We start from the raw sequence: 24,085 nt of genomic DNA, 5'->3' as shown, positions 1-24,085 counted from the left end.
TTCCGAGCCGGGTGCGGTCGTTGACGAAATGAGGACGCGCTTGACCCCGCGAAGGTGTCGGCGATCGGAATGAAGAGATCCATTAGCGTCAAGATGTGAATCCTGGCGAAGATTTTCTGCGCGAATGAAATCCAAGGAATCAATCCTATGAAGGTATGGTTGCTCTCAGATTTGCATCTTGAATTCGCGGACCTGCGCCAGCCTCTCACGATCCCTGACGCCGACGTCTGCGTGGTCGCAGGCGATTTATGTCGCGCGCCGGCGAACGGTGTCTTTTGGCTTACAAAGAATATCGCGCCGGCGATGCCCTGCGTCTACGTGGCCGGCAACCACGAATTCTACAAAGGCTCGATCCGGGAAGGACTGGAGGACGGTCGCAAAGCCGCCGCAGGATTCCCGAACGTGCATTTCCTGGAGGACGAATCCGTCGTCATCGATGGCGTTCGGTTCCTCGGCGCGACGCTATGGACCGACTTCCGGATTGAGGGGCACCCACATGTCGCAATGTTCCATGCTCGCGAGCGCATGAACGACTTCAAGCTGATCGCGGAACAGCGCAATCCTTGGCAGCGTTTCGTGCCGGAGACAGCATTCCGAATGCATCAGGAATCCCGTCTGTTCCTCGATTCCGCTCTGAAGACGGATCCGATCACCACGGTCGTGGTCACCCATCACCTGCCGCACGCACGGTCCATCCCTCCGCGCTTCAGGGGGGATTTGCTGAATGCCGCCTTTGCGAGCGATCTGTCCAACGTGATCGAGGAAGGACATCCAGCTTTGTGGGTGCACGGACATACTCACGACAGCTGCGACTATGAGGTCGGCAGCACGCGCATTCTCTGTAATCCGCGCGGCTACAATGACGAGAACATCGCATTTGATCCGGCGCTGGTCGTGAGGATATAGCTTATGGATGAAGGCGAAGAATTGACCGTAGCAGACCTTTGAACGCCAGGTCATGGATGGCTCCTTCGCGCCTTCATATCGGTCGTTGGATCGCTTTAGGCGGTTTCTGAAAGGCGACATCGTGGGAAGAACAGGTGACTATTTTACGCGTCCTGAGACCTTGGCCCATACACCGCTTTGTAGGGTGGACGCGGCGCAGCGAAAAGCGCCGCCAGCCGTTCCTCATGTTGCTTGACCAGCGAGGCAGCAATGGCAGGCAACTCTGCGGCGGACCGGGTGTAGTCGTCGAGGTCGATCGGATTAGACTTCATGGGTGCTCCGTCGACGCGTAGTAGACGGTCTCGTCCCACCAGCAGCCCAGCTTGGCCCAGCGCATTCTGGCTTTGCAGGCGCATGGCGGCAGAAATGATCTCGCGCCAGTGCCAGACCCCGCCCTTGGCGATTTGGCCCTTGGTGAACGCGAACTCCGATTCAACGCAGCCGAGAGACAGGATGTCGATCTGATGTCGGTCAATTGCGTAGCAGGCCATGGCATCGACCAACGCTGTCATGATCGGGTTGTTCGCCCAGACCCCGCCATCTGCGAATTGCCGATCGCCGTTCTTATAGGTCGAGAAGAAGGTCGGTGCCGCCGACGTCGACAAGGCAACGGCCACCATTCCCAAGGACCAGTCGAGCTTGTAGGCCTGATGGTGTGGTGTCTTGAACAGCGTCACTTCATTGAATTCGTCGAACGACGGAATGACCAGCCGTCGATCCGCATCGCCAATGACCCGATCCTGGAAAACAGCGGCTAGCTGGCGCGCCAGTTCTTCCCGGTCATACCTATAATGGAGCAGGCCGCGAACGAAGCGCCAGGCCTTCCGAACACTTTTCGAGATCAGCCAGTCCAGTTGCGCCGGCGGCGGAAAAATCGCAGCACCATGATCCATATAGAGCTTCAGGATTGCGCTCGCTGGCATACCGGAGGCAAGGCCGAGCGCGATGATACCGCCAGTCGACGTTCCGGCAATGTAGTCGAAATACTCGCCTGCCGGTCTCCCGCCGGTGAACCGCTGCTCGCAAAGGGTTAGCACGGCGGCCGGCAAGATGCCGCGGATGCCACCGCCATCGATGGAGAGGATTTTCAGCCCGTCTAGCGTCCAGGGCAACTGCTCTCGGCGGTCAAGCTGCGTTCCGCTCGAGCGCCTCGTCCTCGAGTCGCTTTGGTTCTCTTCTGCCATCGGCACTCCGCCTTGCGTGACGGCCGCTGCCGAGCCATTTGCCCGTAATCAGCCACCCTTCGTACCAGTTCAGCCACAGCGCCGCCCAAGGAATCGTGGTGTCGGCAATATACTCGCCGCTGCCCCACTCGCGCGCCTCGGGATCAAACAAGCACAGCGAGGGCTGACCATTCGGATCACTCACCGGCCAATAGACGTGGGGAATCCGGCCTTCCGGATTGCCAGGCTTCTCCTGCAAGGCTGGCCAATCGACATACACTCTTGGCTGAGCCTGCAGGACGGTCAGGTTGAGAAGCAACTCAGGCACGCGGTAGCGCACCCGGAGTTGGTATTCCGTCCGGTTTGGCCGCAATGTGCCGCTCCATTCGGCGCCTTGACCGGATAGGCGCTTCACCGTCCAGCCCGGCCATAGTTCGGCCATCCGCTCGATCTGCTGATCAATCGTCAATATCATCGAGCACGCCGGCCATGTTAGTGCTGGCATGCGCCGGCAAGATGAGGGCAGGAGCGGCAACGGCCGCCGCCGTGGTCCTGATAGAGCCGCTAGGTCCGATGCCGAGCTTATTCCGCTTCGCGATCTCATTCTGGCCGGCAAAGTGCTTTTCGATGGCGTACTCCGCCAACGCCTCGCCGAACAGGTCCTCAAGCAACTCGTTGGCTTCAGCAGGGTCAAAAATCGAGTTGCCGATGGTGTCGATCGCACGTGCCAGGTGCTCAAGATCGCGCTGCCAGAGGCGCTGTGTCTCGCGGTCCTCAGGCCATCGGTCGGTGAACTCGTCGGCCGGGTGGGCCGGGTTCATAACCTGGAAGCGTCCGCCAGCGGCGTCGGCATCGCGGATAGCTCTGGCGAAGTGACGTGCGACGGCCTTGACCTCGGTCGCGAGACTGTCAGACATCGGCCCGACATCGAGCGCCATCGCCGCGATGACCACCGAAGGCGGCTTCTTCAGCCTTCGCGACCGCCGCCCCTCCTGGCGGTATTGCACATCGCGGAACCGCTTGATCAGCTGAATTGCCAGAACGCGTGGTGACTTTTCCTCGATCGGCACATGATCAGGCATGGGCTGGGTTTCAGCCTTCTCTACCAGCATGCCTTCCACCAGCATCTTGCGCTGCCAGTATTGCTTCGCGAAGGCCTCGCTTGAACTGATGTTGGCATTGAAATAGTTGGTGAATCCCTTGGGATTGACCTCCTTGCGGTATTTCTCGCCGGATTCGGGCTTGTGATGGAACAGGAGGGCCGACCGCTCAGGGCCGTTGGGAATGCGCGTCACCGGCATGAGATCCACGGTCACGCCGTCCGGATAGGTAACCGTCACGCATCTCGAGTTTTTCTCGATGTTGTAGGAATGGTACTTGGAGCCAGGCTCGCCTTTGATGGCGTCGTACAGCTTGTCCAGCATCCACGCCGGGTCCGTATTCCCAGGCAGATCAAGTTCGACGACGACGTCGACGTCGTGCTGAACCGAGCGAATCTTGCTGTAGATGGCGCAGTGGATCGAGAAGCTGCCGGACGGGTAGATCATGACGACCTTGCCGCCCAGCGGGCTTTCGGCACGGTCTACATGAGCCGACAGTCCGTCGAAATGCTCGATGGCGTCGATATGCTTGGACAACGGCAACTGAGCACGCCGGGCGACGTCCATAAGCAGGCCGTCTGCGCGCGCGATATGCATCGCGTCCTCGATGTTAAAGATGATACCCATAAGTCCCTCATTGTGGCGAAGTGACGCAGCATGTGGTGGGTAAGATTTTAACTTTCAAGGACGTCCAAGCGACTATTTGTTTCCGCTATGTTCCGCTTGGCGCAATATTGTGTCCTTTCAGGTGCTTAGGTGGCACAGAATTTTTTCCCACCGACCCTTTCTCGCGCTCGGACTTCGATAGCTTCCGCAAGTGGCAGATCAGGCAGGCCTCACGCGGGACCAGATTAATAGCGCGCGAGATCATTTCCCTTTAGCCAGAGCCGGGAGCGGAGTCGTCAATACGTGAGGAAACCGGAATCATTTCCGCTTCCTCACTCCTCGCCGAAGAAGTCCTCGTCCAGTCGCTTGAATTCGACCGTACGGTAGCCGCGAACGCCCACGCCGTGTTCGATCATCAAATCGGCCAATTCCTGCCCATCGATGAGTATCACCCTCTGGGTCAGATGCCTGACGTAATCACGTGCGGGCTGACTGAAGGTAGAGGTCGTGACGAAGACGCCCTTGGTTGCGCCGAGACCGACCAGGCTTCCTACGAAACCGTTGACGTCCGGGCGGCTCACCGGATTGCCGGGCGCGTAGCGTTTGGCCTGAACATAGATGCGGTCGAGGCCGAGACGATCCTCGTTGACGATGCCGTCAACACCGCCGTCGCCGGAGCGACCGAGTTGGGCGGCTGCGTCCTTGTGGCTACCGCCATAACCCATGGCTACTAGGAGATCGACGATTAGTTGCTCGAAGAAGCCCGGGCTGTTCACAAGGATTCGCTGAAGGAGTTCGTCGCGCAACGCAGCCGTGAGTGACACATAGGCCGCATCGATCTGCTCCTCCGGCGTCGTATGGGGTGAGGCAGCGTCGAGCGACTTTGCGATCGCGGCATCCTGTTCAGCGGCGCCACCTTCGTTCCTGTAGAATTCGCGGAACCCCGGCTCCCGCAACAAAAGAGGCACGTCAATCCGCTCTGGTGCCATGTCCAGCAGCGCCCTTCCACGATCTGTTGAAACGAAGCGGCCCCGCGCGGGCGAGGCGATCAGGCCAGCCTTGCTCATGTAGAACTTCGCCCAGTGAATACGATTATGAAGAACGCGCTGCCGTCCGCTGGGCAAGAGTTCGTCCCGTTCCTCTGGGGTCAGCTGCAGATCGTCAGCGATCCGCTCCGCTACGTCAGCGACTCGGGTTTCACCAACGGCAGCGAGGCGCAGTACAGGGAGCATGAGGCTTTGATAGTCGGGGATCATGAAGTCTCCATCCGTAAAGTGCCAGCCTAGTAACTCACGCAACTTCGACTAAGAAATTGTGCATTCTATCTCCACCAGCAGGGTCATTAAGCGCATTTTCCACCAGCGCGAAAAAACTGGATTTGAGACGAGCCACAGTGGGAAGGCTTTCCATATCACATGTAGCTTTGAATTTAGCTATCGCTTCAATCGCTCCTTCCTTCACCGCGATATCTATTTCGTTTCTATGTGCGTATGTTATGAAGTGTTTGAGCCATGTCTGATATTGCTTTTCGAGAACATTCGCCCTGATGCGGGATTCGAGTTTGAAGATGCGCCGCCAGTTTCGGGACTCTACATCAGGATCGAATGTCAGAGCCCATGCAGGGCCAGCACCCGCACCCGGAAGAAGCACTGTACCATCCAATGATAACGCAACATGTTCGTTCCCATACGGATCGAAGCAGTGAACCTTTTGGTTCAGTTCGTCCATGAGGATATCCTGAGCACCTTTGTATGAACGATTACAAGTCGTTCCCATGGCTGTGAGATTACGGAGATTTGCTCCCGCAAATGGATATTTAGACGCGGCCAAGTAATGGTCGAGATCCGGATCCACAAGATCTGGATCTGGTGCCTCCATGATTTCGAGTCCGCAGAACGGACAGCAACCGCCTTCAAAATGGGCGTGCACGAGATAATGGTAGCGGGCTCTTACAGTCTCATCGGTCCCCGGAGTCCTGAGGTCCGAGAGCTTTTCAAATGCATATTCAAATAGGCTTCGAGTGGCCTGATGGACAGCAGGAAAGGCCTCCGCGATGCTGTGAAATGGAGCATCGACCGCGAAGAGTTCGGGGAACTGATTTTGGCCTGCCAGCGCCGACAAAATAAGGTCCCGTTGGTTAGCTTCCAAAGGCCGGCACGCATCGACAAATGCGACATAGAGACCGGGGAACTTCCGGCCCCGAGCAATTTCTGATTCGTATAACTCTGGAACCGAGCCCTGGAAATCAAGTGGTTCTTGACCGTTCTGGAGTGCCATCAACGCAATTTGCAGTATATCTAGAAGTGTTGAGCTGAGCCAGTTGTCGTTTGTGGCTGCAATCGGATACGTGAAGAACATGCTATTTTTGGTTCTTTAGTTCGAATAGGCGATCGGCGAGAAGCGCTTTCTCGACCGAGGAGCCAATCCGCGGCATTTCCTGTTCGATCTCTTCGGCAGACGCTGTCGTTTTTAAGCTGTTGATCTTCTCCTGAGCCAACTGAGAGATCGGCGGATCGATATCGAAGCAATGGCTGAGAATGGAGTCGTAGGTTGCTCCGAAAGTTTCGATCTCCGGCCTGCGAGCCGACAGCTTTTCGTCTTCCTTGGCGAAAATCCGCACCTGCTCGCGGCGCATGTCGGATGGAACAAAAGGCGCGTGGGTTGTCAGAATAAACTCTTGCTCGCCTAACCCTTGAACCGGGAGTTCCATTAGTCTTGTAATTAGCTTGGCGCGCCACAGTGGATTAAAATGCGACTCAGGTTCGTCCAAAAGGAACAACGTGTTCCTGTCCCGGAGCATCGCGACGATGCCAAAAAGCTGTGCCTGCTGGTGTTCCCCATCCGAGAGGGAGACATAGTCGACGTCGGAAGGTGTACCCGAATGTCTTGTCTTCTGAAAACGGACTTCCTCAATCTTGAAGACTTTCGTCTCATCTTGAGGCTCGGGAAGTTTTGAAGCAAACTTTCGAATTTTGATGTTCCTACGTAGGCGCTCTCTGGCTTTTTTCGGTATCATGAGGTCATTCAGCATCGCTAGCTTATGTAGCGACCTGTAGAGTTCTACCGTGTCGGACCAGAACGCACTGAACGCCCTGCGGCTTTCGGCGTCGACCAAATAGTCTAGGGTGTAGACCTCCTGCCTAGGGTCGTAATCCCAGCAAGTAGCAGCGTTGCACAGGCGATTGATGTACTGCTCCAACTCGTCGGTCAGCTGTACTCCTTTCCGGGTGAGGTTCTTACCTCTGATCTTGGGCGCATCTGGATGGTTGAGCTGGATCACCAAACGAAATGAATGCAAGGAGGCTAAGCCCGCGTGTCTAACCAGGTCGCTCCGAAGGTCGTCCGGACCGATCATCAGGTTGGCGATTAGCACCTCAAGATGCGTAGAGTAATCTAGCAACACCAGACGGTTATCTGGGACGATTGCGTTCGCATCCTTCATCGCGGCAGCCGCGACCGATGCAGCATAGCCTGATCGGCTGACGTAGAACGGAACGCTCAAGGTCTCATTGTCCCCAGACGTGTACGCAACCACGAGCGGCGGAAGATGTTGCCCAAACTCGGACTGTTGGTTATCTGCCAAGGGTCGATATCCATCGTCCCGCTTAATCTCCATCAGCATTTTGCCAATACGGCCTGATGGCTCTCGCGTTCGACTGAGTTTGACGCGTCGGACACCTTCACCCTGCAAATCCATCTCGTAGATGATCTCGAATAGTAGTTCGGGATTGGCCGCCGCTGCCTCTTCTTCGGGGCGATGCTCATGCCATGCCGCCTGAAAGATTTCTGCAATGATTTGAAGAAACTGGGACTTGCCCGTCCCGTTTTTTCCCAGAAGGCAAATCGGCACAAAATGCGCGTTCTCACCACCTGTTCGAGGTCGAATTAACTCGATGTCCAGGCCATCGAGCAATCCGCCGCAGCTAGCGGCCTCGAAAACTCTGACCCTGACGATTCTCACCGTTCACGCTTTCTGATCGTCATCATGGATGTTTTCTGGTCAAACACCTGCTGCAGTGTCGATTTTTCATCGGAGAGCGAAGCGAAAACCGCCTCCTTGAGGTCATCATAGCTTCCACGGAACTCATGCCGAAGGGCTTGAAAGGTGAAGCCTTCCTTCGGCCAATTTTGAAGTTTTGCGTTCAAGAAGTCTCTGGCCGTTGACATGGTGGTTTTCCGTCTAATTGTTCTCGTTCTTTCGTTCGGCGCCAGCGCCCGCTCTGCGCCGACGTGCTCTAGCAGTACACTTGCCGGGTCGTCGCTTTCATCCTGGGACACCAGTTCACCACGGAAGGCCTTGCCAAGAATCGCATCGTCCAATTTGCCCACCAGTTCCAGCGCGCGGCGCGCTTCTGCAGCCAACCGATCGATCTTGGCAAAAGCGAATTCGATGCCGCGGACGATCTTCATCGCCTCCTCAAATGGAGGAACTGGAACCTGCATCGCAGAGAGCTTCGATTTACTTATTGAAGCAAGATTTGTCGTCTGCTTGCCCTCATTGAAGAAGTGCTCTTGCCCGAATTCGTTGGCATAATAGGACAAGAAGCGCGGAGGAACAGTTCCGGATGCCAAGCGGACCCGGAACACATGGTTTTGATGAATACAGTCAGGAATCTGCCCGTCCCAAACCCAACCTCGGCCGAGTTTGTCGCGATCGCCTCCTTCGTTCATGAGAACGTCACCCTCGCGTAGGAAAAGCGCGTTGGCTTCCTTGGCAGTCACTTGGACCGTCTTCATCTCCCTAAGATCGAGCCAACCCCTCTGCACGTTTGCTACGCGAAGATACGGCACCTCCAACAAATGCTCATCAGGCTTACGCCTCTTGCCGAGTGTAATTCCGGACTTGATGTCGGCTATCTCTCCAAGCGGCATCTGTCGCCACTGCGACGGATAGCCAACTACTCCGTCAGTTAATATTTCTGCGTTGTTCGCATTGGCAGTGTCCGCCGATGTCAACTCTCCACTGAAAGCCTTGCTGAGCACGGCCTGCTTGTAGCGGGAGACGAGGGTTTCGATGCGGGCGAGTTCGGTGCGGGCGCGGGCGGATTTCGCGTTCAGCGCATCGAGCTTGGCGACTATGCGCTTTTGCTCGGCCAGCGGTGGGAGGGCCAAACGGACTTTCCGCATACCCTCTTGTGTAAGCTTGAGGCGAGTTGTCCCCCCGACAAACGGCATCCAGTTCCAGTTGTTGCACCAATGCAATAGAAAGGATGCAGGAATCGAGGCTCTCGGTTTCATAATGTGAGCGTGGTTGTTAACCCAGAACCTGCCGTCAACGCGATATGCTACAGGCTTTCCAGGAACATCGAAATTTCCGCCATCCTCTGCAAGCAGCACAAATTCGCCGTCGAATAAGTACTCGTCAATATGGTCCACTAGCCCATTTGCACCATAGTATGGATAGGGGCCAGGTTTCGCGGACCGCTCTGATTTGTTTAGTGGCACACGAACTGAGTCATGCAGCTCGATGATTTCCATCAAGTCGGTCTCAGCCCACCCCTTCGGCAGCCCGCTCATTCCGCCGCTTCCGGAAGCCCGTCGCCCAGCTCCGTCATCAGCGCCTCGATCTCCAGCGTGGCGGCTTGGAGGTGGCCTAATATGACGGCGGCGATGTCGTCAGGTTCGGTCAGGCCTTCTTCCGCCTCTTCCTCCGCCTCGCGCAGCCAGGCGATGTCAAGACTGTCACTGCGCGCAGCGATCTCCGCGCGGGTGAATTTTCGCCAGCGTCCAGCCGCGCCTTCGTCTGGCCCACGCTCGGTGCCATGGGGGCTCGTGCCGAAGGCCTTTTCGAACCATTCGAAATGGGCTTCGGTCAGCGCGGTGGTCTTGCCGAATTTTGGCATCTGGGCGCGCAGGTCGTAGATCCAGACAGACTTGGTGTTGCCGGTCTCGGTCTTGCCCCGCGTTAGGAAAATGACATTGGTCTTCACGCCCTGTGCATAAAAGATGCCGGTCGGCAGGCGCAGGATGGTGTGCAGGTCGCACCAGTTCATCATCATCTGGCGGAGCTGCTTCCCCCGCCCGTCTTCGAACAAAACGTTGTCCGGCACGACGATCGCTGCCCGTCCCCCAGGCTTCAGCGCGCGGATGCAATGTTCGACGAAGGGAAGCTGGTAGGAGGAGACGCTTGCCGTGACGGAGAGGTCGTCCCGCGTCGGCGCGCCGCCCGCCGGGCCGAACGGGGGATTGGTGAGAATGAGGTCGGCGCGGCCGAGGCCCTTGCCCTTATCCGAGAGTGTGTCGCCCAGATCGACATGGTCGCTATCGAGGTCGTGCAGGTAAAGGTTCATCAGAAGCAGGCGCAGCGTGCCCGGCACGTTTTCCATGCCGCGGAAAGCGTGGCGCTTCTGGAACTCCTGTTCCTTTCCACCGAGATCGAAATAGTTGTCGGTTCGGGCGCGCATGTACCGGTCGGCGGCAATCAGGAAGCCGCCGGTGCCTGCGGCGGGGTCCTGGATCATCTCGCCGGGTTTTGGCTGCATGAGGCGCACGAGAAGCTCGATCAGCACACGCGGGGTGAAATACTGCCCGGCGCCGCGCTTGGTCTCCTCCGCGTTCTTCTGCAGAAGACCTTCGTAGAGATCGCCGAATTGGTCACGCTCGTCGGAGAACCAGTCCAGTTCGTCGATGGCGGTCACCAACGTCGTCAGGTTCTGCGGTTCGCGGATGAAGGTGGAGGCGTTGTCGAAAATCTCCTGTACCATCTCAGGTAGAGGCCGCGCATCAGCATAACGCTTGCGCTCGTCCGGCGAAGCGCTGTCGCTGGGCGGCAGAACCAGGCCGTCGTCCTTGCCGAGACGTGTGCTGGTGGCGCCGAGCGTCACAAGGACCTTTCGGTAATGCTCCAGCTTGGGGAGGCCGTTCGCCGCCACCAGATCGGCCCAGCGCATGCCTTTGGGAAGGCTGCCCGTCTCGCGGTTGCGCTCGGCCATCATCTTCAGGAACAAGAGGTAGGTCAGCTCGGTGACATATTGCTGATAGGTGATGCCGTCCTTCCTGAGGACCGTGCAAAGGCGCCAGAGTTTCTGGACGATGGCATTGGCATTCATGGTTGTGGCGCGGCCTGTTTCGTGTCGGGTTGCACGCTTGTAGCTGGTGGGCGAGCTGGGTCAACTCATGCCGCGGAAGGCCCCCAGATTGCCTCGTTGAATTGGTGCAGCACATCGTCGAGCGCGCCGTCGAACTCCTGCGAGATCCGATTGAAGCCGCCTTTGTCTGCAAACACACCCTGGTCCAGCAATGTGGGGTCCGCCACAGGCTTGTCCTTCAGCGCCCGGCCGATGCGGCGCAACCAGTTCTTCTGCTTCGGCGTCCAGGCTCGGGACTTCTCGATGGCCAGGATCGCCCGCTCGACCCGTGTCGCGTATGGCACCAACGGATCACCCAGCGCCGCCTGCCGCACGAAGCCAATGATGTGGGCCGCGATGTCGGCATTGCGAGCCTTGCCATAGGCCGCGCGCAGCATTGATTCGGAATAGTTCCGCTCGTCGAGCAGACCAGCCAGTTCTGACAGCTCCTTGCGGGTGAGGTCGCGAGGCCGCTGCGTGACGGCGATAAGTGCCGGGACCTGGTTCATGTTCTCGCGGACGAAGCGCTCGAAACCGGAGATGTAATCTTCGGGCGTGGTGTTCTTGCCGAACATTTCCTCAATGCGCAGCAGCTCGTCCTCGTGCGTCGAGATCACTACGCCATCGTTGGCCCGGACCGTGCCGGAGGGGCGACGCTCCAGGAGTTCCATCGCGCGCGGATGCGCCTTGAGCCACTCTGCGAGCTCAATGCCGGAACGGGTCGCGAGCCGCTGGACGGCATCCTCCGGTGACTCGCCGGTGTGGCGCTCGAAGCTCTCGCGGCTCTCGGCGTCCATGCCCTTGCCAAGTGCGCGCATGCGCACGATCACCTGGCCCGCGACCCAGCGCCTGTCCTCGTCGTCCACGGCCTTACCGAGATCGGCGACCAGCTGGCCGAGCGAGATATCAGGCTTGACGACGACCGGGTGCATGTCGGTCATCTCCTGCAACTCGGCGTAGAGATCGACGGCGTCGAAGATGCGGAAGTGCTCCTTGCCAATCTCGGGGCATAGCCGGGTCGCGCGGCCAATCATCTGGTCGTAGAGAATGCGGCTCTTCACCCGCCGCACGAAGACGAGGTTCGAGATCGCTGGCACGTCGATTCCGGTGGTGAGCAGGTCGACGGTGACGACGTACTTCGGAAGAGGATCGTTCTTGAATCGTAGGATCAGCTCGTCGGCTTTGTCGATCGTGCCGGTGATCTTCGCTACCATGATGTGAGGAACGGCGTCCGTTCCATACTCTTCCTGCAGCTCCTCGACCAGGAGTCGCACGATGTCGTCTGCATGGGTATCGCGGGCAGCGAAGATAAGCGTCTTGCCAGGCTTGTCCGGGGGAATCTCGGTCGCGATGGCGCGGCAGACAATGCGGTTGAAGGATTCCGAGTAGACGCGCCTGTTGAAGTCGGCGAGATCATAATCAAGAGAGACATCGTCGGGCAGAGCAAAGAGGTCGATCTGTCCTGTCTTACGATCGACGATCTCGACCTCTTCGCCGCCTTCGAAATGGATGCCGGCTTCCGAGAGCGCTGTCGTGATACGCCTCGGCGGCAGGTGATCGGTAAGATAACCTTCGACGACAGCCTGGCGGTATCCGTAGTGGAAGACGGGATGTCCGAAGATTTCGCGCGTGTGAAGAGCAGGCGTTGCCGTAAGCGCGATCTTCACGGCATCGAAATAGTCGAGGATTTGGCGGTAGGCCGACTGGTAGTCTTCGAGATTCCGAAGGCCGATGTCGCTCTCGCGCAGCTCGGCGTCCAGCGTGTAGCCGCGATGCGCCTCGTCCACGATGATGCAGTCGAATGTGCCCGGAGTCGGCCGTTGCGAGACGTCCGGCTCATTTAGGATGCGGGCGATCAGCGACTGCACGGTCGCCACCTGGACCTGATCCTCCGGTTCGGGAACCTTCTTGTCGAGGCCCGCGACCTTGTAGATCTGGGCGAAATTCAGGAGCCCTTCGATCTCCGTTGTTTCCAGCGCATCGCCCGCCTGTTTGCCGAGGGCCTTACGATCGACTAGGAAGAGGATGCGGCGGAAGCGCTTATGCTTGAGGAGGCGATACATGAGCGCGATAGCCGTACGGGTCTTGCCTGTCCCCGTGGCCATTGAGATTAGAATCTGACGCTGGCCCGCCTCAACGGCGTGTTCGATCGCGGCGACAGCATCTTCTTGGTAGGGGCGAAGCTTGCCCTTGCCCAGGCTTTCCTCAGCAAGCCCGCGAACGGCGGCATCGACGTCGGTCCGCAGCTTGGCGACAAGATCGTTAGGGGAGAACCACTGCGGCAGAGCCACAGGATGGTTGGTCTCTCGTCGCACGTCCCGGTACCAGATGCCGGATTTCGTAAGCCATTGCCGGACAAAGGGGCGACCGTTCGTGGCGAAGACGAAAGGAACGCGAAACGGCTCTTCGAGTCCGTGCTGCCATGGGCCGTCTGGGTGTTGCTGCTCCGGCGCAAGCAAGATGGTTCGGGCATAGCGTTCAGCCTGGACGAGGGTGGAAGGGACGTCAAAGGACCCACGCTTAGCCTCGACCACGCCGATGCAAACCATGCCGACGAAAAGGGCATAGTCGACGCTTCCGCCCACGCAAGGCCATTCGGCGATAGCCAATGCCCGTCCGTCTTCCGGTCGTGTGCCAGCGGAATGGCGCAAGGCGTCCGAATCGGCTTCCCACCCCATCTCGCTCAGCTGAACATCGATCAGAAGGCGCGTCTGCTGCTCGTCGAGCTCGACCCGACTTGCTGCTTCGAAGCCTGCCTGTTTCAACTCCAGCAGCTGCTGCTCGGGCACGGTCTCGGCCGTCGCCTGAAGCTCCGACAGCCTGCGTGTCAGTTCAGCGTGGTTGGCTTCGAGTTCGATCGCCGTCTGTTCCCAGACGGCGCTTTCTTCGGAGGCTTGGCGCGCGAGTTCCTCTGCCGCTGCGCGAGCCTTGGCGAGGTCCTCGGCCGAGGCTTCGAGTGTTCGAAGCCGTTCCTCTGATTCCCTCACTTGCCGACGCAGTTTGTCCAGTTCCTGTCGCGTCGAGTCGTCGGTGTCCTTCGAGGGCTTCGGAGGAACGAAGGGCCCGGGCTTGAACTGCGGGTCGCTACCGTATGTTCGCCGATACCAGACGCCGAGTGTCCGGCAAAACTTAAGCGCGGCCAAGGCCTCCGCTGGGGTTCCCCCGAAGTCGTGATTGGCTTCGTTCCCGCTCTTACGGATGGCATGGAAGATGTCACCAATCTCACGCGGAACGATCTGCGCAGCCCGAAGGCGCCGCAGCAGTTCGAACGTTGTTTCACGACGATCCGGATTATAGGCCCCGGAGAGCGCAGCAATCTCCTTAACCATGTATTCGCCAAATTGGCGGCTCTTGACCAGCGAGGTATTAGCGTCCAGCGCAAAGAATCGCTCGGCAAGTACAGCCAGACGATGGAGTTCAGGACTGAGCTCCTTCAAATAATCGAAGTTGGCCGACAATGCCCCACTCACATGCATTCTATGCCCCGCACCTGAACGATGGCACATCTCACAAAGGTAGGCAAACAAGCGCTGCAGACACTAGCTGATGATGGAGTAGATCGTTGCTACCACTCGCTGTTCGTCCGTAACGTCGGGTTTCGGCCCCGGCTGCGTTTGCCCATTCGTCTGACATGAGGCGCGTGCCACCATCTGCTTCGCGCCAGCGTACAGTCCGCTTTCGGGCGAAGGCAAAATTTGCCAATAGGTCTGACTTGAGGCGCATTGCCGGCCGGCAGCATTGGGTCCGGGGAACGAACCCGCTGTGCGGGAAAGGCGCCGCAGTTGAGGTAGAGATCAAGGAACCGGTCTTCGCGCTCGCGTTGAGCCTCGTTCGGCTGGAGCAGAGCATGGCGGGCTTCTTCAACAAGGAGCCAGACCATGCACCATCCCATTCTCGATGCAGTGATCAGCCCTCTGCGCCAACGGCTGATCGACGACATGAACATGCGGCGTTTCTCACGCGAGACGCAGCGCAACTATCTCCGCGACATCGGACGCCTGGCGACATTCCTCGGGCGTTCACCAGACACAGCGACCGCCGACGACCTGCGTCGGTTCCAGATCGAGCAGCAGGAAGACGGCGTTCCCATGCCAACGATGAACAGCATCGTGTCGGCGCTACGCTTCTCCTTCACCCACACGCTCGACCGCCCGGACCTGGCGCGCCGGCTCGTCCGGCTGTCGCATCCGCGCAACCTGCCCGTGGTGCTCAGTCGCGACGAGGTCGCCCGGCTGCTCAACGGAACCAAGCATCAGGCCGCACTGTCGGTCGCCTATGGCGCGGGCCTGCGTGTCGCCGAGGTGTCGATGCTGAAGGTTGCCGACGTCGACAGCGAGCGCATGCTGCTGCGCGTCGAGCGTGGCAAGGGCGGGCGCTATCGCAACGCCATGCTCTCGGAGGACCTGCTCATGCTTCTGCGTGAGTGGTGGAAGGTCGGACGTCAGCAGGGCGCGTAATGCATCGCGACGGCAGGCCGCCGACGCGGATTTACTATCCATTTCATCCGCGCTGCGGTGAGACGGTGCTCATTCTGAGCGGTATGCCTATCCGTCGCTTAGATGGTCTAGGCATACCGAGGCAGACACAGGCAATTCGCCGCAACATGCTGGAAGATCCGCTGTTCTGGCGACGCTTCGCTGTTATCTTGCGCCTAAAGCTGCCAATTTGTGCCGGCACCTAGGGAAATGACGACGCTAAGCTGGAAATTTGCGGCTCTAAGCCGGAGTTCATACCGCCATTCGACGCCGGCCCGGAATGCTGCTGATCCACTACAACAGCCGCCACGTCATGGAAAAGATCATCACGCCAGGCGAAGTAAAGGTTCCGCAGACGATCATTGACGCCAGCATTCATGCAGGATTGGACGTTTCACTTGGAGATCTCCGCGAGTGGCACACGCTGCGAGCCTGGTGCAAACACTGCTCGCATCATGCCGAGGTGAAGCCGCTGGGCTTATCAGGGGCGATATGGCAAAGGTGCGCTTTTCAGCACCGTCGAAAAGGCCCTGTTCTGCACCAGCTGCGATCGAGGTGGGGCCAGTAAGGCTGGAGATCCACAAGCTGCCGAGGAATTGAAAGGCCCCATACTGCGTCGCGGAGCGCGGGTCGGCGTCAGGATTGCCGAGCGGCCATCTGACGAATCCTTCTCTCGAGCTTCGCTTGCCCCCTGGGCGCGACCCGAGAACTGGGCTTTGAGCCAGGCGATGAGCAATTCCAGGGACTTCCGTTCGCCTTCGAGGGTCCCCGACGTTGGATAGCCCCGAGCGTCCTACAGTTTTCCGTCGTACCTCGAATCCTTTGGTCCGGGAACCGACCGCGGGGATCGCCAACTACGAGTCCTTTAAGGAGGGGAATCCTCTAAAGTTCCGCATTAAGGATTCAGTCCAAATTGTTGACATTACACCGATAACAGGAAACTACGCGATTTGACTAAGCTCGCCGGAGCAACTACAATTCGCGCCCGTCGAGCGGGTGCGGCGACGGAGGAACGGCTGCGCCCGGACGACGAGTATGGAGTGGATGCCGCCTAGGCTTTTCCGAGGCGGCGGATCGTTTAGTAGCGATGGCGCCCCATGGAGAAGATGCCCTCGACCGAAGTTCCAGACGCAGGCTCCGGATTGTCAATCACGGCCGAGCTGCTCGAACTGTGCATGGACCGGGTCGCCCAGGCCATCGTCAGCGATGAAAAGCGCGGCGCCGTCTACCTGCCCATCTACGACAGGCTGAACGCCGAGCTAGCCGCCATCAGGCGACGGGCCGCGACGCTGGACGATATCCGAGAGCGCGTCAGACGATCGCTGGATCGAAGTCGAGGGCCAGCGCGCTGAGCGCCTTCTGGCAATGCCGCAGCGGCACCGTATCGCTAAACAGCCACGTCCGCCTGTCGAACCTGTACCCCATCAGCACCTTCGTTAGCTCCCAGTCGACGCCGTGCTCCGCCATGCGGTCCATGAAGGAGAGTCTGAACGAGTAGAGGGAGTGCCGCGGGCCGGGCCAGAGGCCCTGTCTCCTCAGGTACCTGTTGGTCGCCGCCGCGTAGTTGTCCTCCCTGTCCCTGTACCGCGGAAACCCGTTCGGGTGCCGCCTGAACACTTCCATAGCGACTCCGACAAGCGGAATCCGTCGGTCCTGCCATCGCGTTTTGAATTCCGTCGTGTCCCTTGGAGAGACGTGTATGTAAGGCAGCTCTTCGTCGAGGAAGATGTTCTCGGGCGCGATGTTGCACAGCTCTGACGGGCGGCAGCCCGTTTCCACCAGCGCCAGGGTGATTCCGCGCGCCTGGTCATTAAGGCCAGACAACGCGCCGGGGGCGAGGAGCCGGGCTTGAATCCACTCTGTCGGAAGTGGCTCTCTTCTCCGAAATGGCTCTGTTGTCATCTGCGTGCCTCGTTCGCCGCCCCCGAAAACAGTCTTTTCCCAGCAGCCAGGCCGGCGACCTGAACGAAATCCGGCGCGTGTCAGACGATCGCTGGATCGAAGTCGAAAGCTATCGCTCCCAGGATCTTCTGACGGAAGCGCAGGGTGCCCTTCTCGCCGTACAACGGCCTGTCGAGCTTATGCCCCATCAGGACCTCCCTCAGCTCCAGATCGACGCCGCCTTCAAGCATGCGGTCCTCGAAGGCGTGCCTCAGGGAGTAGATGCTATGCTGCGGGCTCGGCTTCAGGCCATTTTCTTTGAAATATTTGTTGGCCATGGCCGAGTAGGTGTCCTCTTTGTCCTTGTATCGGGGGAAACCCTGCGGGTGCCGCTTGAACGCCTCCAGGGCGACGCCCAGCAGCGGGATTTTCCTGTCCGACTGCTTCGTCTTTATGTCCCGGGTGTCGTCCGGGTCGGTCCTGGCCCGGATGTGTATGTACGGGACTTCGTCGTCCAGGAAGATGTCCTCCGGCGCGATGTTGCACAGCTCCCCAGGGCGGCAGCCTGTTTCGACCAGCGCCAGGGTGATTCCGCGGCCTTCGCCGTTCATGGCTGCAAGCGCGCCATGGGCGAGAAGCTTGTCCCGGATCCACTCTTCCGCAAACGGCATTCTCTTCAGCCCGCCCCCGTCCTTGAAGCTGAGGTCGGAGAATGGGTTCTTCCTGTCCTCCTCCTGCACGTGCTTGCAGTACGCCGAAAAAATCTCCCGCAGAATGCCGATCTGCTTGTTGGCGGTGTTCGGGGAGCACCGCTTCTGCTCCTTGTCGTCCGGGACCACCCTGCCGAGCCAGTATCTGCGCAGGGTCAGGCCGTCTCCACGCGTCGTTTCGGCGATCGGCTTGTCGCCGCCCACCAGCGAAAGGAAATTTGATATCGCGCCCTTCCTCGTGTTGTCCCAGCGCGTCAGCTGTCCCGGGCTTTTCTTTGCAAGCTCGTCTTTCTTGATCTCGCCCTTGTAGACGTCGTATGCCTTCCACCAGCCGTCCTTCGGGCGGTCTTCGCGCCCCAGGACCGCAGCCTCCGCTTCGGGCGACGCTCCTCCCGGGACGATCGCAAGCACATGCCGGACGAGTTCCAGAAGCGGGCCTGAAGCCAGCTCCGAACTCGTCCGGTAGGAAAACCCCAGCGCTTCCGCCCGCCGGACCGCCGCCTGGTACCGTAGCCGCGCCCGGGCCTCGTCCTCGTCGAGGAACAGGGCCCGCCAGTAGTCGTTGTCGGCCGCCTCCAGCGCGTCTCGCTTGGCTCTGGCCTCGGCCAGGTCGTCGGTCTTGAGCGATTTCCGGACCAGAGGACGCGCAACCATCGCGGCGACCATGGCCGGGATGCGCCGCCAGTAATAGTAGATTCCCTGCCGCGTCAGCAGGTAGCGGTCGGGATCGACCTTCGACCAGCGCCCCATCTCGCGCCTCCACGGTATCGCTGCATGTGTCCCGAACTGTATCACAATCTTCCAGCGAGTCAAGTCGGTTCATGGCGAGCCGCATTGCGCGACGCCTTGCCTTACAAGGCTTAGAGGGGTTTCTGGGGGCTGGAAGCTGGAGCGGGTAGCGGGAATCGAACCCGCATATTCAGCTTGGAAGGCTGCTGCTCTACCACTGAGCTATACCCGCGCCTTTCCTGAAGTATCGGATTCACCCGAAAAGCGCCATGCACTTTTCGGTCCGATTCTTTCGCGTTTCAGGGCTTCCGGGCCGGCAGTGGTGGAGAGGGTTGGATTCGAACCAACGTAAGCTAAGCTAACGGATTTACAGTCCGTCCCCTTTAACCACTCGGGCACCTCTCCAGTCTGCCGCCGGAGCCATGCAACGAGGCATTCGCGCCAATCCGGACCCGAGTTGTGTCTTCTCCGAAACCAGCGCAGCGCCTTATGGCGGCAAGCCCATTGGGTGTCAACCGCGCAGCCAGGGTTTTTCGTTTCTGTTCGCCGGCTGTGGCGACGGGCCATATCCTTGGCCGGAGGACACGGCTATAGAAGCCAGCCATGAGCGATAAAACCAACACTCCCAAAGACACCCATTACGCCAAGCTGCGCCGCGCCTATCGCGACGAGAAAAGCGGCGGCGCGCCGGCGTTCAGGCCCCGACAGCCGGTTCCGCCGGGCGAAAATGCCGCGGACGGCCTTGTACGGCTCTACGGCCTGCACACGGTGCGCGCCGCACTCGACAATCCGCGCCGCAAGATCAGGAAGATGCTGGTGACGCGCAACGCGGCCGAGCGCCTGGAAATCGCCGATCTCGCCGCCCTGCCCTTCAAGACGGAACTGGTCGAACCCAGGGACATCGACAAGATCACCGGGTGGGACGCCGTGCATCAGGGCGTGCTGATCGAGGCGGAACCGCTGAAACCGAAGCGGCTCGATGCTCTTGGCGATGCAAAGCTGGTTCTGGTGCTCGACCAGGTCACCGATCCGCACAATGTCGGCGCCATCCTGCGCTCGGCGGTCGCCTTTGGCGCCGGCGCGCTGATCACCACGGCCCGCCACAGCCCGCAGGAATCGGGCGTGCTGGCGAAATCCGCCTCCGGCGCGCTGGAGCACATCGACCAGATCGAGGTGAAGAACCTCGCCGACGCGCTCGGCCAATTGCACGAGGCGGGCTTCCGCACCATCGGGCTTGATTCGGACGCGCCGGCCGAGCTCGAAAAGAGCTTTGCCGGAGAAAAGATCGCGCTGGTGCTGGGCGCCGAAGGCAAAGGCCTGCGCCAGAAGACTCGCGAGACGGTAACGACGCTGGCGCGGCTCGACATGCCCGGCGCCATCCATTCGCTCAACGTATCGAATGCCGCGGCGATCAGCCTTTACGTGGCGAGGACATTTTTGAAGCGCGGTTGACTGGGAAGGGCAGGCCGCCTGCCAGGAACCATCTCGAAACGAGAAACGGGTTCCGGCCATAGACGCCGGAATCCGTTCTTCGATGGGCCAAGAGTTGGCGCATTGGGAACGTTGCGCCGCACTCTCCTGACCTATGCCGCTTTGCCTTTGACGTCGGCTGCCTCGCCGCCGACCTCGAAATTGGCCATCCGCTCCAGCGCCCTGACCAGCGCCGAATGATCTTCCTTTGCGCCGCCATTGGCCGCGCAAGAGTTGAACAGCTGCTGCGTGGTGGAGGTGTTGGGCAGCGCCACGCCGAGTGCTTTCGCGCCCTCCAGCGCGAGGTTCAAATCCTTCTGGTGCAGTTCGATGCGGAAGCCGGGCGCAAAGGTGCGTTTGACCATGCGCTCGCCATGCACTTCGAGGATGCGCGAGGCCGCCAGCCCGCCCATCAGCGCCTGCCGCACCTTGGCCGGGTCGGCGCCAGCTTTCGATGCAAAAACAAGCGCTTCGGCGACGGCTTCAATGGTCAGCGCGACGACGATCTGGTTGGCCACCTTGGTGGTCTGGCCAACGCCGTTGGGTCCGACCAGGGTGATGTTCTTGCCCATCTTCTCGAACACGGGTTTGGCGCGCTCGAAGGGTTTTTCCTCGCCGCCCACCATGATGGTCAGCGACGCCGCCTTGGCGCCAACCTCGCCGCCCGAGACCGGTGCATCGAGATAGTCGCAGCCGAGATCGTTGATCTTCTTCGCGAACAGTTTGGTCTCGATCGGCGAGATCGAGCTCATGTCGATGACCAGCTTGCCCTTCGACAATCCCGATGCGACGCCATTCTCGCCGAACAGCACATCGGCCACCTGTGGGGTGTCGGGCACCATCAGGATGATGATGTCGGCAGCCTTGGCGACGGCCGTGTGGCCAGCGACCGTTTTCAGACCCTTGGCGACGAGATCGGCAGGCGGCTTGGAGCGATGGTCGCTGGCGATGACATGATAGCCCGCGCCCAGCAGGTGCCCCGCCATCGGCGCGCCCATGATTCCGAGGCCGATGAAGCCGATGGTTTCCATTGTGGTTCTCCGTCTTCTGTTAGGCCGCGCTCTGTCACGCCCCCCTCTGTCCTGCCGGACATCTCCCCCACGAGGGGGAGATTGGATGTCACCGCTGCCTTCGCCAATTGTTGAAGCTGCCAAAGTTGCGAGCCGGGGCCGAAGCTGCCGATCTCCCCACCTGTGGGGGAGATGGCCGGCAGGCTAGAGGGGGGCGCTAAGGAACGGCTTCGACTGCGGTAGCCGCTAAGCCGCGGCACTTCCCTGCCCGGCCAGTTCCCTCAACCACCCCAGCCCAGCCTCTGTACCCGCCTTCGGCTTGTACTCAGCCCCGACCCAGCCGGAATAGCCGATGCGGTCGATGTGCTCGTAGAGGAAGGGATAGTTGATCTCGCCCGTCCCCGGTTCGTGACGGCCGGGATTGTCCGCAAGCTGGATGTGCGCGATGCGGTTAAGGTTTGCCTCGATGGTACGGGCGAGATCCCCCTCCATGATCTGCATGTGATAGATGTCGTATTGCAGGAACAAGTTTTTTGAGCCGACACGATCGATCAGCGCCAGGGCCTGGTCGGAATAATTGAGGAAGAAGCCCGGAATGTCGCGTGTGTTGATCGGCTCGATCAACAGCCTGATGCCCGCCTGCTCCAGCTTTTCCGCCGCGAAGGCGAGGTTTTCGGCAAACACATCCTCCAGCACCTTGCGGTCGGCGCCGGCGGGGGCGATGCCGGCCAGGCAATTGACCTGCTGGCAGCCGAGCGCTTGCGCGTAGGTGATCGCCTTGGCGATGCCCTGGCGGAATTCCGGGACGCGGTCCGGCAGCACGGCAATGCCGCGCTCGCCCTTGCCCCAGTCGCCGGCCGGCAGGTTGAACAGCACCTGCGTCAGGCCGTTCTTCTTCAGCCTCGCGGCGACGACATCGGGCGCATGGTCATAGGGGCCGATATATTCGACGCCCTTGAAGCCGGCGCGGGCGGCGGCGTCGAAACGGTCGAGGAAATCATGCTCGCCAAAGAGCATCGAAAGATTGGCTGAAAAACGCGGCATTCTTTTTGTCCTTCTAGTCGAGCATGACGATCGCCGTCGGCGCGTCTTCCTGATGTTCGGCAAGGTCCTCGAATTCGGTGACCTTGTCGATCTCCGTGCCCATGGAGATGTTGGTGACACGCTCGAGGATGAATTCGAGCACGACCGGCACCTGATGTTCCTTCATCAGCCGCTGGGCCTCCTTGAAGGCGCCGGCGAATTCTTCAGGCTTGCGCACCCTGACCGCCTTGCAGCCCATCGCCTCGGCAACGGCAACGTGGTCGACGCCATAGCCGGCTTCGGGATCGCCTGATCGATTGATGTTCTCGAAGGCGAGACTGACCTCGAAATCCATTGAAAAGCCCCGCTGCGCCTGGCGGATCAGGCCGAGATAGGCGTTGTTCACGACGACATGCAGATAGGGCAATTTGTGCTGCGCGCCGACCGCCAGTTCCTCGATCATGAACTGGAAGTCATAGTCGCCCGACAGCGCGACGATTGTGCGGTCGGGATCGGCGGCGCGGACGCCAAGCGCTGCCGGCAAGGTCCAGCCGAGCGGGCCAGCCTGGCCGCAATTGATCCAGTTGCGCGGCTTGTAGACATGCAGGAACTGCGCGCCCGCGATCTGCGACAGGCCGATGGTGGTGACATAGGTGACGTCGCGGCCGAACGCCTTGTTCATCTCCTCGTAGACACGCTGCGGCTTCAGCGGCACCTGGTCGAAATGCGTCTTGCGCTTCATTGTCTTCTTGCGGGCCTGGCACTCTTTCGCCCAGCCGGACCAGTCGCGCAGCTTGCCAGTCGTCTTCCACTCGGTGGCAACATCGAGCAGCATCTTCAGCGCCGCGCCCGCATCCGAGACGACGCCGAGGTCCGGCGCGAAGACACGGCCGATCTGCGTCGGCTCGATGTCGACATGGATGAATTTTTTCCCCTTGGTGTAGACATCGACGGAGCCGGTGTGGCGGTTGGCCCAGCGGTTGCCGATGCCGAAGACGAAGTCGGCTTCCAGCATCGTCGCATTGCCATAGCGGTGCGAGGTCTGCAGCCCGCACATGCCGGCCATCAGCCGGTGGTCGTCCGGGATCGCGCCCCAGCCCATCAGGGTCGGGATGACCGGCACACCGGTGATCTCGGCGAATTCGATGAGCAGATCCGACGCATCGGCGTTGATGATGCCGCCGCCGGCGACGATCAGCGGCTTCTCCGCCGCATTGAGCATCGTCAACGCCTTTTCGGCCTGCGCGCGCGCCATCGCCGGCTTGAACGGGACAAGCGGCTCATAGGCATCGATGTCGAATTCGATCTCGGCCAACTGGACGTCGACCGGCAGGTCGATCAGCACCGGACCCGGCCGCGACGAGCGCATAAGATGAAATGCCTTCTGCAGCGCCATCGGCACCAGATAGGGCTCCATGACGGTGACCGCCCATTTGGCGACCGGCGCGGCAATGGCTGATATGTCGACGGCCTGGAAATCCTCCTTGTTCAGCCGCGCGCGCGGCGCCTGCCCGGTGATGCACAGGATCGGAATGGAATCCGCGGCCGCCGAATAGAGCCCGGTGATCATATCGGTGCCGGCCGGACCCGAGGTGCCGATGCACAGGCCGATATTGCCTGCCTTGGCGCGGGTATAGCCCTCCGCCATGTGCGAGGCGGCCTCGACGTGGCGGGCAAGGACGTGGCGGATCGTCCCCCTCGCTTTCAGCGCCGAATAGAACGGGTTGATCGCCGCGCCCGGCACGCCGAAAGCGCAGGAAATGCCTTCCTTTTCGAGAACGAGAACCGCGGCATCGACAGCGCGCATCCTGGCCATTTTCAGCCCTCCACGGGTTTGTCATTGTTGGATGAGCTGAGAATGTCACCAAGCCGGCTATTTTTCAATTTTTTCAGAATATTTTTTCAT

Annotated in this window: 18 protein-coding genes and 2 tRNA genes; 4 read left to right on the top strand and 16 right to left on the bottom strand. The window is 60.0% G+C overall.

Going from position 1 to position 24,085, the window contains the following annotated elements; genetic code table 11:
- Window positions 1–147: 147 nt before the first annotated feature.
- Window positions 148–906, top strand: coding sequence for a metallophosphoesterase (locus ASD12_RS09465; RefSeq protein WP_056584612.1), 759 nt, complete (start codon window positions 148–150; stop codon window positions 904–906).
- Window positions 907–1,049: 143 nt separating this feature from the next.
- On the opposite strand, the gene ASD12_RS09460 is transcribed toward ASD12_RS09465, so the two are convergent.
- From ASD12_RS09460 to hsdR, 9 genes are all read right to left on the bottom strand, one after another.
- Window positions 1,050–2,129 carry a CBASS cGAMP-activated phospholipase gene (locus ASD12_RS09460; protein ID WP_082525345.1) on the bottom strand — a complete coding sequence of 360 codons (1,080 nt, stop codon included), beginning with the start codon at window positions 2,127–2,129 and terminating at the stop codon, window positions 1,050–1,052.
- On the bottom strand, window positions 2,071–2,583 hold the full coding sequence (locus tag ASD12_RS09455; RefSeq protein WP_056584605.1) for a hypothetical protein: 513 nt from the start codon (window positions 2,581–2,583) through the stop codon (window positions 2,071–2,073). Before ASD12_RS09455 ends, ASD12_RS09460 begins: the two co-directional genes overlap by 59 nt.
- Window positions 2,567–3,805: a nucleotidyltransferase gene (locus ASD12_RS09450; protein WP_162252230.1), complete on the bottom strand. Its 1,239-nt coding sequence runs from the start codon at window positions 3,803–3,805 to the stop codon at window positions 2,567–2,569. The genes ASD12_RS09455 and ASD12_RS09450 overlap by 17 nt, the downstream gene beginning before the upstream one ends.
- A gap of 341 nt (window positions 3,806–4,146) precedes the next feature.
- The gene (locus ASD12_RS09445) at window positions 4,147–5,070 is read right to left on the bottom strand and encodes a restriction endonuclease (RefSeq protein WP_056584598.1); all 924 of its coding nucleotides are present in this window, start codon (window positions 5,068–5,070) and stop codon (window positions 4,147–4,149) included.
- Window positions 5,071–5,104: 34 nt separating this feature from the next.
- Window positions 5,105–6,172 (bottom strand): hypothetical protein, encoded by a 1,068-nt coding sequence (locus tag ASD12_RS09440; RefSeq protein WP_056584595.1) that lies wholly within the window; start codon window positions 6,170–6,172, stop codon window positions 5,105–5,107.
- A 1-nt stretch (window position 6,173) separates the two neighbouring features.
- Window positions 6,174–7,775 (bottom strand): restriction system-associated AAA family ATPase, encoded by a 1,602-nt coding sequence (locus tag ASD12_RS09435; RefSeq protein ID WP_056584593.1) that lies wholly within the window; start codon window positions 7,773–7,775, stop codon window positions 6,174–6,176.
- Window positions 7,772–9,331, bottom strand: coding sequence for a restriction endonuclease subunit S (locus ASD12_RS09430; protein WP_056584590.1), 1,560 nt, complete (start codon window positions 9,329–9,331; stop codon window positions 7,772–7,774). Before ASD12_RS09430 ends, ASD12_RS09435 begins: the two co-directional genes overlap by 4 nt.
- Complete coding sequence (locus tag ASD12_RS09425) at window positions 9,328–10,863, bottom strand: N-6 DNA methylase (protein WP_056584586.1); 1,536 nt, start codon at window positions 10,861–10,863, stop codon at window positions 9,328–9,330. Before ASD12_RS09425 ends, ASD12_RS09430 begins: the two co-directional genes overlap by 4 nt.
- A 65-nt stretch (window positions 10,864–10,928) precedes the next feature.
- On the bottom strand, window positions 10,929–14,339 hold the full coding sequence (gene hsdR, locus ASD12_RS09420) for a type I restriction-modification system endonuclease (protein WP_056584674.1): 3,411 nt from the start codon (window positions 14,337–14,339) through the stop codon (window positions 10,929–10,931).
- Window positions 14,340–14,759: 420 nt separating this feature from the next.
- Between hsdR and ASD12_RS09415 the strand changes: the two genes are divergently transcribed.
- Together ASD12_RS09415 and ASD12_RS09410 are read left to right on the top strand one after the other, a co-directional pair.
- Window positions 14,760–15,338, top strand: coding sequence for a phage integrase N-terminal SAM-like domain-containing protein (locus ASD12_RS09415; RefSeq protein ID WP_200953689.1), 579 nt, complete (start codon window positions 14,760–14,762; stop codon window positions 15,336–15,338).
- 1,115 nt (window positions 15,339–16,453) lie between these two features.
- Window positions 16,454–16,708, top strand: a complete 255-nt coding sequence (locus ASD12_RS09410; RefSeq protein ID WP_056584583.1) for a hypothetical protein — start codon at window positions 16,454–16,456, stop codon at window positions 16,706–16,708.
- On the opposite strand, the gene ASD12_RS09405 is transcribed toward ASD12_RS09410, so the two are convergent.
- The 4 genes from ASD12_RS09405 to ASD12_RS09390 form a co-directional block, all read right to left on the bottom strand.
- Window positions 16,668–17,258 (bottom strand): tyrosine-type recombinase/integrase, encoded by a 591-nt coding sequence (locus tag ASD12_RS09405; RefSeq protein ID WP_056584580.1) that lies wholly within the window; start codon window positions 17,256–17,258, stop codon window positions 16,668–16,670. The genes ASD12_RS09410 and ASD12_RS09405 overlap by 41 nt on opposite strands.
- An 80-nt stretch (window positions 17,259–17,338) precedes the next feature.
- Window positions 17,339–18,697, bottom strand: a complete 1,359-nt coding sequence (locus ASD12_RS09400; protein WP_056584577.1) for a DUF6538 domain-containing protein — start codon at window positions 18,695–18,697, stop codon at window positions 17,339–17,341.
- A 137-nt stretch (window positions 18,698–18,834) separates the two neighbouring features.
- Window positions 18,835–18,908, bottom strand: a tRNA-Gly gene (locus ASD12_RS09395).
- 88 nt (window positions 18,909–18,996) lie between these two features.
- Window positions 18,997–19,081: transfer RNA gene (locus ASD12_RS09390), tRNA-Tyr, on the bottom strand.
- A 198-nt stretch (window positions 19,082–19,279) separates the two neighbouring features.
- Between ASD12_RS09390 and ASD12_RS09385 the strand changes: the two genes are divergently transcribed.
- Window positions 19,280–20,128 (top strand): RNA methyltransferase, encoded by an 849-nt coding sequence (locus ASD12_RS09385; RefSeq protein WP_056584574.1) that lies wholly within the window; start codon window positions 19,280–19,282, stop codon window positions 20,126–20,128.
- Between the two features lie 131 nt (window positions 20,129–20,259).
- Here the strand turns inward: ASD12_RS09385 and ASD12_RS09380 are convergent, their stop codons facing one another.
- The 3 genes from ASD12_RS09380 to gcl all read right to left on the bottom strand — a co-directional run bounded on the left by ASD12_RS09380 (window position 20,260) and on the right by gcl (window position 23,995).
- Window positions 20,260–21,177, bottom strand: coding sequence for a 2-hydroxy-3-oxopropionate reductase (locus ASD12_RS09380; RefSeq protein ID WP_056584570.1), 918 nt, complete (start codon window positions 21,175–21,177; stop codon window positions 20,260–20,262).
- 225 nt (window positions 21,178–21,402) lie between these two features.
- A complete protein-coding gene (hyi, locus tag ASD12_RS09375) occupies window positions 21,403–22,200 on the bottom strand; it encodes a hydroxypyruvate isomerase (RefSeq protein WP_056584567.1) in 798 nt (265 codons plus the stop codon).
- Between the two features lie 13 nt (window positions 22,201–22,213).
- Window positions 22,214–23,995, bottom strand: a complete 1,782-nt coding sequence (gene gcl, locus ASD12_RS09370; protein WP_056584564.1) for a glyoxylate carboligase — start codon at window positions 23,993–23,995, stop codon at window positions 22,214–22,216.
- Window positions 23,996–24,085 lie beyond the last annotated feature (90 nt).

Source organism: Mesorhizobium sp. Root102 (assembly GCF_001425625.1).
Classification (GTDB): Bacteria; Pseudomonadota; Alphaproteobacteria; order Rhizobiales; family Rhizobiaceae; genus Mesorhizobium.
Note: the sequence above shows the minus strand (reverse complement) of the source record. Positions and strands in the feature narration are given on the sequence as shown.